The following is a 15,299-nucleotide window of genomic DNA, read 5'->3' as shown; positions in this document are numbered from 1 at the left end:
CAGCATAGGCGATTCACCGTTTTGCTATTCCTGCTAAGAAATGTCTGAAATCGGTACTGAATTCACTATCTATTTAAGCAAAGTTACTGCTTGTCCCTTCATAATAGACTGTTTTAGTTTACCGTTTATATAGGCAGATAGCATAAGTTGAACTATATATTTTGGTAACGACCAAGGATAGTTTTGCCAGGATTACCTTTGTTTGAATGGAATCGTGACGCTGTTACAGAGAACACTATATGTATTTGAAGCGAACTTTAATCACGCTGAGTTTGATTACACTACCCGTTGTCCCTTTTTTGAGCTACGCAGCAGAAAGCATAAATAATGTAGGGATAAATAATACGAATAGCACGGCTAACCGCACCCCTACAGCGGTTGATTCTAATGATGTGGCATCGGATAAGCAGAGTGAAAGCTGGTGGCAGAGAAGTAAAAATAACCTGTCTACGACCTGGAGTTCGCCTCAGAGCCACGATATTTATATCCCGGCGATTACCTGGCATAACCGCTGGACGTACGATAAAGAAAAGACGGATAAATATAATGAAAGGCCGTGGGGCGCGGGCTACGGTGTTTCCCGTTTGGATAAGGATGGGGATTGGCACGGGCTTTATATTATGGCTTTTAAGGATTCTTTTAATAAATGGGAGCCTATCGGTGGCTATGGTTATGAAAAGCGCTGGAGACCAACCAGCGATCAGGATTTTCAACTGGGTCTGGGTTTTACGGCAGGTGTAACAATGCGTGATAACTGGAACTATATTCCGATCCCTGTATTGCTGCCTCTGGCATCAATAAGTTATAGCAAACTCTCTTTCCAGGCGACTTACATCCCCGGCACATATAATAACGGCAATGTTTTCTTTGCCTGGTTCAGATGGCAGATTTAGTGGGTTTTTCTTTTCGCCAATAATGTTTTGACCTAGAGAAATGCACATTAATATAAGCTGTTAACGATCCCATATTACAGGGATCGTTACTGCTGCGTTTGTATAATACCTATGACATAGGCCAATAGAAAACCGTATTGTTCCACAATACTTTGTTAGTTATCTATATTTTACAATACTGTTTTTATTTTAATTATATGGCTTGGTTTATGGGAAGAAAAAGTGTATTAATATAAAATGAGCGATGATGAAATAAAATATTATCGTGCGAAATAAATTTTGTGATATTTCTAGGGTTAGATTTAGAAAATGGGATGAAATTGATGTTATTTTCTGGAGGTTTGGTAAAGGAAATTCTGAAAGTAGGAGTGGCGGATATTATTTAAATGCATATAAAGATGCCTATGTTCAGTACAATAAAGAAAGAATAATAAAGTATGCTAATCAGGCTGGAATTCTTCCTGAGTTGCGTGGCGGTGTGGCTTGGATTGAGTCAGGTGGAATGCCAGAAGAATATACATTTCAGGTTGTTGAGGCCAAACGGGTTTTGAGATTAAAGGCATCCCCTGAAAATAAAACCTCTTTTGGTTCCGTTGCTATGCAAATTCAGGTTGCTGCCAGGACCTTTGGATTAAACCCTGATACTTTGACAACGCGAGATCAGCTTGAATTAGCTGCTTGCTTGATGGAGGATGATTTTAACCTCTGGATTGTTGCCCAGCACCTCAGAGATATAATCCTCTATGACTATCCGGATGTTGCAGCGCTTTACTTGAATGGCGAACAGTACATGATGGCGGGTGTTCGTCACAACCGAGGTATGCAGAGAAATTGAGTGAGTTTATTCGTTTTATTGATGCTAAACCGGAACGTGGTTCTGTTGAATTCGGCTACATTTCTTATGGAATTCGGTTACTGTAAATGAGAAGACATATAAGAAAACTTCTGGGGCTTGATATCTGAATGAAAATCAGTAAGGAAATTATCCTAGATGCTATCTCAATGGTGGGGTATTTTGCATTCGCCTATTTTTCGCTTGAGTTATTTTCTATCAACAAATATAACTGGATGATGGCGTCGGGAGATTCAGTCTGTAATATTCCTCATCAGTCTTTCAGTAACCGTATCTTACAGACGGGCTTGGCGGCTCTATTTTTAATCACACCTCTGTTTATTGCGCTGGCGCGTAATTTTTATATGAGAAATCTGTATAAAACAGCCTATTACATGGTCGGTATACTGTGTATCACTTTATACGGTAGTTGGCTTTTTTTGGGCGGTTTGCGCTATGTGAATGACAGATTTCGTCAAAACGATCTGATGTCATTGTAATTAATGACTATTAAAAAATTTTAATACCTTTATGAATATTAGGGGAATAGCAATTTACTCTCAAAGGATAATGATATGAGCGTTTGATGATTTCAATTGTCCACTATTCACCCTGATGTAAACCACATTGACTGAAATTTATTCAGTCATATCCGTTATAATGGCGAGACTTTTTCCTGAGCGGATGTTGTTGTGCCATTACTTACTATTACCACCATCTTGTGGGCATTTTCATTCAGCCTGATTGGCGAATATCTGGCAGGTCAGGTTGATAGCTGGTTTTCTGCGATGTTCCGTCTGACAGCGGCGGCTGTGGTGTTTTTGCCGTTTTTACGCTTTCGAGGCTATGCGCCACGCGTCATCTTCTTGTATCTGTTAGTTGGTGCTTGCCAACTGGGTATCATGTACCTGTTCGTGTTCCAGGCTTACCTGTACCTGACCGTACCTGAGTTTTTACTCTTTACGGTGATGACGCCGCTGTACGTCACGCTGATTTATGATTTGCTTGCCCGGCAGCGTCTGCGCTGGGGCTATGTCATGAGCGCTCTGCTGGCGGTATTCGGCGCAGCCGTGATCCACTATCACGGTGTGAGTGAGCATTTCTGGTGGGGATTCCTGCTGGTGCAGGCGGCTAACGTGTGTTTTGCCGCAGGTCAGGTTGGCTACAAGCGCCTGATGGAGCTCTATCCCGTACCGCAGCACTGTGCGTTTTCCTGGTTTTATCTGGGTGCGGCGATCGTGACGATAACCGCGTGGCTGCTCTTCGGTAATCTGGATAAATTACCAACCACAACCTTGCAGTGGGGCGTACTGCTCTGGTTGGGGGTTGGTGCTTCCGGCCTGGGCTACTTTATGTGGAATTACGGCGCAACTCAGGTGGATGCTGGAACGCTCAGCATAATGAATAACTTCCATGTGCCAACTGGGCTCTTGGTCAATTTTGCTATCTGGCATAAAACGCCAGACTGGCTGAGCTTTATCGTGGGGACGATAATTATCACGTCCTCACTGTGGGTACATCAGCGTTGGGTCGTGAAGCGTCCTTCACAAAGGGTAAGTGCTCACAAGCGTGCTGACGCGCCGAACGAATAAACGCATCAATCACCGGTTGGCGCTGCTCTCCGTCACGGACGGCGGCGTACAACCGGCTCCAAAGCCCATCACCCAGCGATTTGGTTACAATCAGTCCCTGACGCTCGAAGCTTTCCACTACCCAGTGCGGTAGCGCGGCGATGCCCATACGGGCGGCGACCATCTGAATCAACAGCAGCGTATTGTCCACGCTTTTCAGCGTAGGGCTGACGCCTGCTGGCTGCAAAAAGTGACGCCAGACATCCAGCCGTTGCCGCTGTACCGGATAGATCATCAGGGTCTGGGCGGTGAAATCCTCCGGTTCGATTTTCTCTTTTCCCGCCAGCGGATGGTCAGGAGCCAGTACCAACCTGACTTCAAAATCAAACAGAGGCGAATAGTGCAGGCCACTGCGCGGCATGATGTCGGAAGTCATGACCAGATCCAGCTCGCCTTGCTGAAGCGCTGGCTGGGGATCGAACGTCACGCCCGATTTAAAGTCCATCACTACCTGCGGCCAGTGCTGATGGAACTCGTCTAGCGCAGGCGTCAGCCACTGAATACAGCTATGACATTCAATGGCCAGACGCAGCGTGGTTTGGTGTGGCTCATGGCAGGCCTGCAACGCCTGCTGGATTTGCGGTAACACCTGCTCTGCCAACTGTAACAAAATCTCTCCCTGAGGCGTAAAGCGCAGTGGCTGGCTTTTACGCACGAATAGCCTGAACCCAAGGCGCTGCTCCAGATCGCTGAACTGGTGGGATAACGCCGATTGAGTTTGGTGAAGTGCAGCGGCAGCGGCGGCTAACGAACCGGTATTGCGCAATGCTTGCAGCGTTCGCAGGTGTTTAAATTCGATCATGAGAGTCCTTCACAGTGACAGTGAATAAATTGCGCTTGTGGTTACTACACTACCTGCGGATTATGGATGTGTAAACATCTGGACGGCTAAATGAGGAATTAACGATGGCGATTGTGAATCACACACTGGGTTTTCCGCGCGTTGGATTACGCCGTGAACTGAAAAAAGCGCAGGAAAGCTACTGGGCAGGTAACGCGACACAGGAAGAGTTGCTGACTGTTGGACGTGAGCTGCGTGCGCGTCATTGGCAACAACAGAAGGATGCTGGCGTTGATCTGCTGCCAGTGGGTGATTTCGCCTGGTACGACCATGTACTGACCACCAGTCTGCTGCTGGGTAACGTACCTGCACGTCATCAGAATGCAGACGGCTCAGTCGATCTGGATACGCTGTTCCGTATTGGCCGTGGACGTGCACCAACCGGTCAGCCTGCCGCTGCGGCTGAAATGACCAAGTGGTTTAACACTAACTATCACTACATGGTACCGGAGTTCACCAAAGGCCAGCAGTTCAAGCTGACCTGGACGCAACTGCTGGATGAAGTTGATGAAGCACTGGCGCTGGGACATAACGTGAAGCCTGTTCTGTTAGGCCCGGTTACCTATCTGTGGCTGGGTAAAGTGAAAGGTGAGCAGTTTGACCGTCTGTCGCTGCTGCAAGATATTCTGCCGGTTTATCAGCAGGTGCTGGCTGAACTGGCGAAACGCGGTATTGAGTGGGTGCAGATCGATGAACCTGCGCTGGCGCTGGAACTGCCGCAAGCGTGGCTGACCGCGTTTAAGCCGGCTTACGATGCGTTGCAGGGTCAGGTGAAACTGCTGCTGACGACCTATTTTGATAGCGTTAGCCAGAATCTGGAAACGATCAAAGCGCTGCCAGTTCAGGGGCTGCATATCGATCTGGTTCATGGTAAAGATGATGCCGGGACGCTGGGCGCCCAACTGCCCGCTAACTGGGTACTGTCTCTGGGGGTGATTAACGGTCGTAATGTATGGCGCGCCGATCTGAGCAGCTGGTTCGAGCGTCTGCAACCCTTGGTGGGGACGCGCGATCTGTGGTTGGGCAGTTCATGTTCGTTGCTGCATAGCCCGATTGATCTGAGCGTGGAAGCGCGTCTGGATGAGGAAGTGAAGAGCTGGTTTGCCTTTGCGATTCAGAAATGTGCGGAGCTGTCACTGCTGTCTCTGGCACTGAACAGCGGCAACGGTCAGGCATTGGAAGCCTACAGTGCGCCAATTCGTGCTCGTCGTACCTCAACGCGAGTGAATAACGCCGCCGTTGCGCAGCGTCTGGCGGCGATTACCGCACAGGACAGCCAACGTCAGAATGTGTATTCGGTTCGTGCGGACGCTCAGCGTGCGCGCTTTAATCTGCCAGCATGGCCGACGACCACGATCGGCTCTTTCCCGCAGACCACGGAAATTCGCAGCCTGCGTCTGGATTTCAAACAGGGTCGTCTGGATGGCAATAACTACCGCACCGGCATTGCCGAGCACATTAAGCAAGCCGTGGTTGAGCAGGAGCACTTGGGTCTGGATGTGCTGGTGCACGGTGAAGCCGAACGTAACGATATGGTGGAATACTTCGGTGAGCATCTGGACGGGTTTATCTTTACTCAGAACGGCTGGGTGCAAAGCTACGGTTCTCGCTGTGTAAAGCCGCCTGTCATCATTGGTGATGTGAGCCGTCCAGAAGCGATCACCGTTGAGTGGGCGAAGTACGCACAGTCTCTGACCGATAAGCCGATGAAAGGCATGCTGACCGGTCCGGTGACTATCCTGTGCTGGTCGTTCCCGCGTGAAGACGTCACGCGTGAAACCATCGCTAAGCAGATTGCACTGGCGCTGCGTGATGAAGTGGCCGATTTGGAAGCCGCAGGTATTGGCATCATCCAGATTGACGAACCGGCGCTGCGTGAAGGTCTGCCGCTTCACCGCTCTGACTGGGACGCGTATCTGACCTGGGCAGTGGATGCTTTCCGTCTGAATGCCGCGGTGGCGAAAGATGATACGCAGATCCATACCCACATGTGTTATTGCGAGTTCAACGACATCATGGATTCTATCGCCGCGCTGGATGCCGATGTGATTACGATTGAAACCTCTCGCTCCGATATGGAATTGCTGGAGTCGTTTGAAGAGTTCGAATACCCGAATGAAATCGGTCCAGGTGTTTATGATATTCACTCCCCGAACGTACCGAGTGTGGCATGGATGGAAGCGCTACTGAAGAAAGCGGCGCAGCGTATTCCTGCTGAACGCCTGTGGGTGAACCCGGATTGCGGTCTGAAAACTCGCGGCTGGCCGGAAACGCGTCAGGCTTTGGCGAATATGGTTCAGGCGGCACAGCGTCTGCGTGAAACCCAGTAAGGTTTCATTGCTGAAAAAATCAGGGAGGCAATGCCTCCCTGATTTTTTCATGCGCGATGCAGAGCAAGTACGGTTTTTTCTCTTCTTATGTAGCTTGTTATTCTTTACTAAGAAATATTTTCATCTCTTTGTTTTTAATATCAAATATGTCTGATCATCCTTTTATGTAATTGAGGTGTTATTTATATTAATTATAGATTGATTAACCTGTGGTTTTTCCGATCGAAACTTAATTTTTGATAGTTAATATCTATTTATTATGTGTTTTTGAATGATTTAAACGATCAATTTGTAAAGTTCAGAAACATATTGCCGATAAAAATGAATAACACAGGAGCGGCTATGGCTGCATGAGTTTGGAGAGGGAAGACCATGATTATCACCCCAGTTTCGTTTTTGCCCCCTTATCCATTGTATTTGTAGCATTATTAGATTTATTTCCACTTTTGCATCTCAACACCCGAGGGAAACTATTTGATTTTTGATAGCGTCTCTCATGCTGAGAGCGTGCGTAAAAATGCTTGTCTTAAGGTGTCTCTGGCGCATCAGAAGGTTTTTCCCCTTTGAATCGTCAATCATTCTCCGCCCTGTGGTTCCATCAAGCTGCGACATATGCGCAATTGAGATTGCTATGCATTACCTAAAAGGAGTGAGACATGAATTTAGCGAATTGGCGTATTGGCTATCGACTGGGAGCAGGATTTGCCATCCTGATCTTGATGTTGTTTGCGGTCAGTATTTTTTCCTTGTCTAAGCTATCCAGTTTTCAGGGGAGTGCCAGGGATATTGTGAAGGAGATTTACCCACAAACGGTGGAAGCCAATAATCTCATTGATAACGTTAATGCCCTTCTGGTGGCGTATCAACGGCTGATGCTGGTTTCAGGCGAGGATCAAATCCAGGCAAATGTTACTCGTGCGAATGAGTTCCGCCAGGAGATCGGCCGCCTGTTGGATAAGCTGGAAAGCCAGACTGTTGAAGAACGTTCGGTCGCTCAGTTACGTGTTATCCGCGGAATCCGCACCGAATTTTTGACATCTGGCGACAAGATTATCAGCGAAGTGGTGGCGGGTAATCGGGATGCGGCGATTGAGGAGTTCAACAACAACCTGAACGTCGTCCAGCGTCAGTACCGTGATGCGGTGAAGCAACTGGTGAATTATCAGGATGATGTGATGGACACCTCTGTCGAAGCGATGGCTGAGGTATACAACGAGACCCGTATTATTCTGCTGCTTATTTTGGCGCTGGGTGCCGTATTTGGGGCATTGATTGCCTGGTCAATTACGCGCAGCGTAACCCGACCAATACAGCAGGCTTTGCAAGTGGCAGACAGCGTGGCACAGGGCGACCTGACCTCGCGCATCACTGTTACCCGCAAAGATGAAACCGGATTGCTGCTGCAATCGTTGGATCACATGAACGCCAGCCTGAGCACGATTGTCGGGCAGGTGCGTGACGGAGCAGAAACCATCTCGACGGCAGCCTCGCAAATCGCGGCAGGTAATCAGGATCTGTCAGCCCGTACTGAAGAACAGGCCAGCTCGCTGGAAGAAACCGCAGCATCGATGGAACAGTTGGCGTCTACCATTAAAAACACGGCGGAGAACACCCAGCAAGCGACGGAGATTGCCAATAACGCTTCTGGTGCGGCGAAGCAAAGCGGCGACGTGATGGTTTCTGTGACGCAGAAAATGCGCGGTATTCGCGACTCGTCCCAGCGTATGGCAGAGATCATTGGTGTGATTGACGGCATTGCCTTTCAGACCAATATTCTGGCGCTGAACGCGGCGGTTGAAGCCGCGCGTGCGGGCGAGCAAGGTCGCGGCTTTGCGGTGGTGGCAGGGGAAGTGCGTTCTCTGGCACAGCGCAGTGCGACCGCTGCGCGGGAGATCAAGGATTTGATCGACGACTCCGTGAGCAAAATTCAGGAAGGCATGTCGTTGGTCGATACCGCCGAAGAAACCATGGACGGGTTAACGGGCTATGTGCGGGATGTGAATGATATTATCAGCGAAATCTCGCAGGCCAGCCGTGAACAGAGCGATGGAATTAACCAGATGAATCTGGCCGTTGGACAGATCGATACCACGACCCAGCAGAACGCGGCTCTGGTTGAAGAATCTGCCTCTGCGGCGATGTCTCTGCAAGCACAAGCCTCCGTTCTGGCAGAAGCAGTGAGCGCGTTTAAGCTTCTGTCTTATGGCAGTGGCAAAACCGCCTCGAATACCTCCGCGCCAGTGCGTACCCCAACGCTGTCTTTAGCACCTGCTGCGGCGAAAGATCAGGGTAAAAACAGCGACTGGACGTCGTTCTAACGCGGCCTCTGTAACAAGATAACGGAGAATGCCGATCGCTTTAGTATGGATGTAGGGAGAAACACGGAGATGAGGTACCCGTAGGGATGCCTTACTTCAGGGTAGACCCCGGTCTCTCAATGGCTAACGTCGGCATTAATCGATCGCCGATGGTTTTTTAGGAATCGTGTGGCGGTGCTACGCCACACCGTTTTTCTGGAACCACGCCAGCATACGCAGCCAGCCGTCTTGTGCGGATTCTTCATGGTAGCTGGGGCGGTAATCGGCGTGGAAAGCATGACCGGCATCGGGGTAGACGATGATATCGGCCGCTGCATTGGCTGCACGTAGCGCCTGCCGCATCGTATCAACCTGTGCTAACGGAATCCCTTCGTCCTTCGCGCCATATAACCCCAGCACAGGGGCTTCCAATTCCGTTGCAATATCGACCGGATGTTTGGGGCTATTCAACGTTTTCTCACCCGTAAACTTACCGTACCAGGCCACAGCTGCCTTGAGCTGCGGGTTGTGCGCAGCATAGAGCCAGGTGATGCGTCCACCCCAACAGAAACCCGTGATCGCCAGCTTGCTGGCATCGCCGCCCTGCTTAATCGCCCAGTTGGCGGTGTGATCGAGATCGGATAGCACCTGTGTATCGGGCACCTTACAAACCAACTCGGTCAGGATTTTCTGAATATCGTTATAGTGGCTGGGGTCGCCCTGACGGAAATACAGCTCTGGCGCAATGGCCATATAACCCTGTTTGGCTAGCCTGCGGCAAACATCCTAAATGTGTTGATGAACGCCGAAAATCTCCTGCACCACCAGCACGATAGGGAGTGGCTTGTCATGGTTCGCCGGCCTGGCGATATAGGCGGGGAGTTGCTCACCCTGAGAAGAAATGGTGGTTTCACTGGCAATGATGCCGACAGAATCCGTGGTAATGATCGAGGAGCTCTGCGGTTCCACTGCCGGGGATAGCCCCTGAGGAAGATGTTTGAAAGTTGTCTGTTCATCAGTCTTCATTACGCGCTCTCCTGTTATCGGCCAGTTCTCATGTGAAAGAGGGATTTCAGAACATCGATGATAAATACTATCAATGATTAAAGAATCTACACTAGAGGACAATTAATCGGCAAAAATGAATTCCTTACCTGATAAATAGTGATGTAAATCACATATTTTATGTATGTTTATGTTTGTTTCTTTTTTATTGGTGACTCTAGTCACTTAAAAAAACGTAATGATGCGCTAGAGTCTTTTCTTGGACGTACGCTTACAGACTGCGACAAGCAGCGTTTATGGGGCGTCCGGCATGATTTCTCTGAATACCCAATTGATTGCCCGGGAGGCAGTTATGTCTACATCTGATGTGTTCCATCTTGGTCTGGTCAAGAACGATTTACAGGGCGCGACGCTGGCTATCGTACCCGGTGATCCTGAGCGTGTAGAAAAAATTGCTCGCCTGATGGACAACCCGGTTCACCTGGCATCGCACCGTGAGTTTACGTCCTGGCGTGCGGAACTGGACGGAAAATCGGTCATTGTCTGTTCTACAGGTATTGGCGGCCCGTCAACGTCTATTGCGGTAGAAGAATTGGCGCAGCTTGGCATCCGTACTTTTCTGCGCGTAGGTACAACCGGGGCGATTCAGCCTGGGATTAACGTCGGTGATGTTTTAGTCACTACCGCTGCCGTCCGTCTTGACGGTGCGAGCCTGCACTTCGCGCCGATGGAATTCCCGGCCGTCGCAGATTTCGGCTGTACCACCATGCTGGTGGAAGCGGCAAAAGCCTCGGGAGCGGTGCTGCACGTGGGCATCACGGCGTCTTCCGATACGTTCTATCCCGGTCAGGAACGCTATGACACGTTCTCTGGGCGCGTTGTTCGTCGCTTCTGCGGTTCGATGGAGGAATGGCAAAGTATGGGCGTGCTGAACTATGAAATGGAATCCGCCACGCTGCTAACCATGTGCGCCAGTCAGGGCTTAAAAGCGGGGATGATCGCGGGCGTGATCGTGAACCGTACCCAGCAGGAAATCCCTGATGCGGCGACCATGAAGCTGGCCGAAACCACCGTGATTAAGGTGTTGCTGGATGCGACTCGCCGGTTGTTAGCCGCTGAATAAGCGTAATATTGATTAATGGTATTTTGGGCTGGTCATCAGCGATGCCAGCCCGTATCCTGATATACCCGTTATTCTTCAAGCTGCATGTGCGTTGGCTGCGTTCACTCACCCGAATCACTTACTTGTGTAAGCTCATCGGGATGAAATGAGAGACATCCTGTCTCTCACCGGAGGCCAGCCTTTGGCTGGTCAAATTCGTTCCCGACGAATTTGTCCTTCTCTTGCCGCGTTACGAGGCGTATAAATGAGCCTCGCCCTACGGGCCAACGCTTTGCGTTGTTCAAAACGCTAACGTTTTGTCCTGCAACTCGAATTATTTAGGGTATACGCTAAATAGTTCAATTTGCCTTGCTCGCCTTTCAACCTCGCAAGGAGATGTATGACCGAACCAACGTTGCTTCATCCCTCTTTATTACCACTGGACGGCGGAATCAACTTCCGTGATTTGGGCGGTAATCGGGCTGCTGACGGGCGGCTTATCCGACACGGTAAACTTTTTCGCTCCGGTTCTTTGGATCTGCTGAGTCAGGCTGACTGTGAACATCTTGCGGGTGTGCCTATTTCTCATGTGGTGGATTATCGGGATGCTGAGGAAATTGCACAGAAGCCCGATATATTGTGGGCTGGTGCTACCTATCACGCATATCCGGCCAACCCATTGCGCCATGAAGTGACGGCCAATCTGGATTCGCTGGGGTCTGATGTGCTGGCGGCGTTTGATTCCCGGGCGTTTATGCTGGAGCTATATCGTCGTTTGCCTTTCAATAATGCGGCCTATAAACAGCTGGTGTCGCTGCTATTACAGCCGGGTGAAGGCGGGTTGGTACAGCACTGCGCGGTGGGTAAAGATCGCACGGGTATCGGCTCGGCGCTGGTGATGTTTGCGTTGGGGGCGGATGAACAGACGGTGATGGAAGATTACCTGCTCACGGACACGACGTTGACACCATTCCGTCAGCAATTACTGGCGCATTTATCAGAAACGCTGAATGAGAAAGCGCTCGGACAGTTCTCTTATGTGCTGTCAGTGCAGGAAGAGTTCATCGTGACGGCGTTGCAGGCTATCTACGAACGACATGGCTCGATTGATGGCTGGCTTGAGGTGGAATACGGTCTGGATAATCGTGCACGGAACTATTTGCAGGATAAATATCTGGCGTAAGGTTTTCTTCATCTTATTGGCGAATCTCTTCGCAGAACAGAAACGGTGATAATGGAATAGAAGAGTAAAGCGTTTGCGGCGTGGACAAAAACGTCAGGAACGTTTTTGAACGTCGCTTGCGACAGCCCTGAAAGGCTGAATCTCAGGGATGAGATTCATATCTGCACAAGCCGAGCGTACAAGGACGTATTCACAGCGTCTTTACGATCTATCCATTATCACCGTGAGACTGATTTTTTCAGCCAAAAAGGCCGGTTAGATGACCGGCCTATGCTTTTGCTGTCTGGTGTAATTAGCCCGTATTACGCATACCCGCGGCGACACCGGCGATGGTGACCATTAGCGCCAGTTCCAGATCGGCATCCGGCTGTTCCTGCTGACGTGAACGATGCAGCAACTCGGCCTGCAACACGTTCAGGGGATCGGTATAGACGTTACGCAGGGCGATCGACTCGGCGATCCACGGTAGATCCGCCATCAGGTGATCGTCGTTGGAGATCGCCAGCACGATGTTGATGTCGGCAGCCAACTGATCGCGCAGCTGTTTCCCTAACGGCCACAGTTTCTCTTCGACCAGACGCTGATCGTAATACTCTGCCAGCCACAGATCGGCTTTGGCGAACACCATCTCCAGCATACCGATACGCGTCGAGAAGAATGGCCAGTCACGGCACATCTCTTCCAATTTTCCCTGTTTGCCGTCATCTACCACTTTCTGCAAACCGGCACCCGCACCGAGCCACGCTGGCAGCATCAAACGGTTCTGTGTCCAGGCGAAAATCCACGGAATAGCACGCAGGCTTTCCACGCCGCCGTTTGGACGACGTTTGGCCGGGCGTGATCCCAGCGGTAGCTTACCCAGTTCCAGTTCCGGCGTAGCGGCGCGGAAGTAAGGGACGAAATCCGGATTCTCACGCACGTATCCACGGTACATATCGCAGGACACGCGGGACAGCTCATTCATCACCTCATGCCATTCCTGTTTTGGCTCCGGCGGCGGTAGCAGGTTTGCTTCCAGAATTGCACCGGTATACAGCGCCAGACTGCTGATAGTGACTTCCGGTAGCCCATATTTAAAGCGGATCATCTCGCCCTGTTCCGTCACGCGCAGGCCACCTTTCAGGCTGCCCGGCGGCTGTGACAGCAGCGCGGCATGAGCTGGTGCGCCACCGCGACCGATGGAACCGCCACGTCCGTGGAACAGCGTCAGTGCGATACCGGCTTTCTCACAGGTTTTGATCAGTGCATCCTGTGCACGGTACTGCGCCCAGGATGCTGCCATTACACCCGCGTCTTTCGCGGAGTCGGAATAGCCGATCATGACCATCTGCTTACCCTGAATAAAGCCGCGATACCAGTCGATGCTCAGCAACTGTGTCATAACGTCATCGGCATTGTTCAGGTCGTCCAGCGTTTCAAACAGTGGCGCGACAGGCAAGGCAAACGGACAACCTGCTTCTTTGAGCAGCAGATGAACGGCCAGCACATCGGAAGGTGTGCGTGCCATCGAAATGACATAGGTCGCGACGGAACCGGTAGGGGCTTTAGCAATGACCCGACAGGTATCCAGCACTTCTTTGGTCTCTGCACTCGGTTCCCAATAGCGTGGCAGAAGCGGGCGTTTGGAACTAAGTTCGCGGACCAGGAAGGCTTGTTTATCGGACTCAGACCAGCTTTCGTAGTCACCCAGCCCCAGATAGCGGGTAATTTCAGCTAGCGCTTCAGTGTGACGGGTACTTTCCTGACGAACATCGATGCGTACCAAAGGCACACCGAAACAGCGCACTCGGCGCAGCGTATCCAGTAGGCTACCGTCGGCGATGATGCCCATGCCGCAGGCCTTCAGAGACTGGTAACAGGCGTGGAGCGGTTCCCAGAGTTGTTCGTTGGTAATCAGCAGATCTTTAGGAGGCAATCGCTCTTCACCTTTCAGGCGCGCTTCCAGATAGCTCAGCGTGCTGCCCAACTGTGAGCGCAATGACTTCATGATGGCACGGTACGGCTCTTGTACCTCGCTGCCACCCGCTAGCTCCAGCAGTTCCGGCGTACATTCTGACATCGACAGTTCTGATACCAGCACCTGAATATCGCGCAGGAAAAGATCGGCGGCTTTCCAGCGGCTGAGTAGCAGCACATGGCGAGTGACTTCTGCCGTCACGTTCGGATTACCGTCACGGTCGCCACCCATCCAGGAGGTAAAGCGTACCGGTACGGCATCAACGGGCAGACGGTAGCCGAAAGCCTGTTCCAGTTGTTCATCCAGCTCACGTAAAAATGCGGGAACGCCTTCCCACAGGCTGTTTTCCACCACGGCAAAGCCCCATTTGGCTTCATCTACCGGAGTAGGGCGAATTTTCCGGATCTCATCGGTATGCCAGGACTGCGCGATCAACTGGCGCAGACGGCGCATGATCTGATTACGTTCATAGTCAGCCAGGTCGTTATGGTCGAGCTGCTTGAGACAGGTATTCACTTCCACCAGCTTGTGGATCAGCGTTCGGCGGGTAATTTCGGTCGGGTGGGCGGTCAGCACCAGTTCGATCGACAGTGATTCCACGGCATCGCGGATATCGCGTTCGGTCAGATCTTTGCTTGCTTTCAGGCGCTCAAAGGCGTTGGAAAGCTGTGCCGGATTACTCGCCGCCTCACCATGCGGTGAGATTGTGTGATATTGCTCGGCGGTGTTCGTCAGGTTAAGGAACTGGCTGAATGCGCGAGCAACGGGCAACAGCTCATCGTTAGACAGGTTTTGCAGCGTGGTCAGCAACTCCTGACGATGTTTTTCATTACCTGCGCGGGAAGATTTTGACAACTTGCGGATTGTTTCGACTTTATCAAGGATGTTTTCACCCAGTGCTTCCTTGATGGTATCGCCGAGCAGTTTGCCGAGCATACTGACGTTACTGCGCATTGCGGAATATTGTTCGTTCATAGTTACCCTGACCCATCCCTACCATTTTTGTAAGTTTATTTCACTTGACATATTTTTACGCACTGTATCCATCTAGCCACGATAAGGCGAGTTCGTCAATTGACGATTCTTTCTTCTCCTTATTCTTTGTACTTGCATTAAGGCGGGCTTGGCAATTTGTGAAATTTAATTACAAGGGCGCGGATATTAGGGCAACTTATATACTCGTCATACTTCAAGTTGCATGTGCGTTGGCTACGTTATTCGGCACACT

The 15,299-nt window shown here is 50.7% G+C and carries 9 protein-coding genes and 2 pseudogenes; 8 read left to right on the top strand and 3 right to left on the bottom strand.

The window, feature by feature from the left end:
• The first annotated feature begins 239 nt into the window (after positions 1-239).
• The 4 genes and pseudogenes from pagP (at position 240) to ACKQAD_RS14790 (ending at position 3,317) form a co-directional block, all read left to right on the top strand.
• Complete coding sequence (gene pagP, locus ACKQAD_RS14805) at positions 240-893, top strand: lipid IV(A) palmitoyltransferase PagP (RefSeq protein WP_409160858.1); 654 nt, start codon at positions 240-242, stop codon at positions 891-893.
• Between the two features lie 259 nt (positions 894-1,152).
• A pseudogene (locus ACKQAD_RS14800) lies at positions 1,153-1,814 on the top strand (hypothetical protein).
• Positions 1,815-1,856: 42 nt separating this feature from the next.
• Positions 1,857-2,225 carry a DUF2645 family protein gene (locus ACKQAD_RS14795; protein WP_409160857.1) on the top strand — a complete coding sequence of 123 codons (369 nt, stop codon included), beginning with the start codon at positions 1,857-1,859 and terminating at the stop codon, positions 2,223-2,225.
• Between the two features lie 192 nt (positions 2,226-2,417).
• A complete protein-coding gene (locus ACKQAD_RS14790) occupies positions 2,418-3,317 on the top strand; it encodes a carboxylate/amino acid/amine transporter (RefSeq protein ID WP_409160856.1) in 900 nt (299 codons plus the stop codon).
• Here ACKQAD_RS14790 and metR read toward each other — a convergent pair.
• The gene (gene metR, locus ACKQAD_RS14785; protein WP_409160855.1) at positions 3,223-4,158 is read right to left on the bottom strand and encodes an HTH-type transcriptional regulator MetR; all 936 of its coding nucleotides are present in this window, start codon (positions 4,156-4,158) and stop codon (positions 3,223-3,225) included. The two genes, ACKQAD_RS14790 and metR, sit on opposite strands and share 95 nt — an antisense overlap.
• 104 nt (positions 4,159-4,262) lie before the next feature.
• On the opposite strand from metR, the gene metE reads away from it, so the two are divergent.
• Both metE and ACKQAD_RS14775 read left to right on the top strand, forming a co-directional pair.
• On the top strand, positions 4,263-6,527 hold the full coding sequence (gene metE / locus ACKQAD_RS14780) for a 5-methyltetrahydropteroyltriglutamate--homocysteine S-methyltransferase (RefSeq protein ID WP_409160854.1): 2,265 nt from the start codon (positions 4,263-4,265) through the stop codon (positions 6,525-6,527).
• Positions 6,528-7,183: 656 nt separating this feature from the next.
• Complete coding sequence (locus ACKQAD_RS14775; RefSeq protein WP_409160853.1) at positions 7,184-8,845, top strand: methyl-accepting chemotaxis protein; 1,662 nt, start codon at positions 7,184-7,186, stop codon at positions 8,843-8,845.
• 177 nt (positions 8,846-9,022) lie between these two features.
• Here ACKQAD_RS14775 and ACKQAD_RS14770 read toward each other — a convergent pair.
• Positions 9,023-9,850 (bottom strand): annotated as a pseudogene (locus ACKQAD_RS14770) (dienelactone hydrolase family protein).
• Between the two features lie 331 nt (positions 9,851-10,181).
• Here ACKQAD_RS14770 and udp point away from each other — a divergent pair.
• Both udp and ACKQAD_RS14760 read left to right on the top strand, forming a co-directional pair.
• Positions 10,182-10,952, top strand: a complete 771-nt coding sequence (gene udp, locus ACKQAD_RS14765; protein WP_409160852.1) for a uridine phosphorylase — start codon at positions 10,182-10,184, stop codon at positions 10,950-10,952.
• Between the two features lie 379 nt (positions 10,953-11,331).
• Entirely contained in the window at positions 11,332-12,114 is a 783-nt protein-coding gene (locus ACKQAD_RS14760) for a tyrosine-protein phosphatase (protein ID WP_409160851.1), read from the top strand.
• A 292-nt stretch (positions 12,115-12,406) separates the two neighbouring features.
• Here the strand turns inward: ACKQAD_RS14760 and ppc are convergent, their stop codons facing one another.
• Positions 12,407-15,046: a phosphoenolpyruvate carboxylase gene (gene ppc, locus ACKQAD_RS14755; RefSeq protein ID WP_409160850.1), complete on the bottom strand. Its 2,640-nt coding sequence runs from the start codon at positions 15,044-15,046 to the stop codon at positions 12,407-12,409.
• Positions 15,047-15,299: the final 253 nt, after the last annotated feature.

Source organism: Pectobacterium artocarpous, assembly GCF_046159765.1.
Lineage (GTDB): Bacteria > Pseudomonadota > Gammaproteobacteria > Enterobacterales > Enterobacteriaceae > Pectobacterium.
The sequence above is the reverse complement of the archived record's forward strand: the minus strand, read 5'-3'. Positions and strand labels throughout refer to the sequence as shown.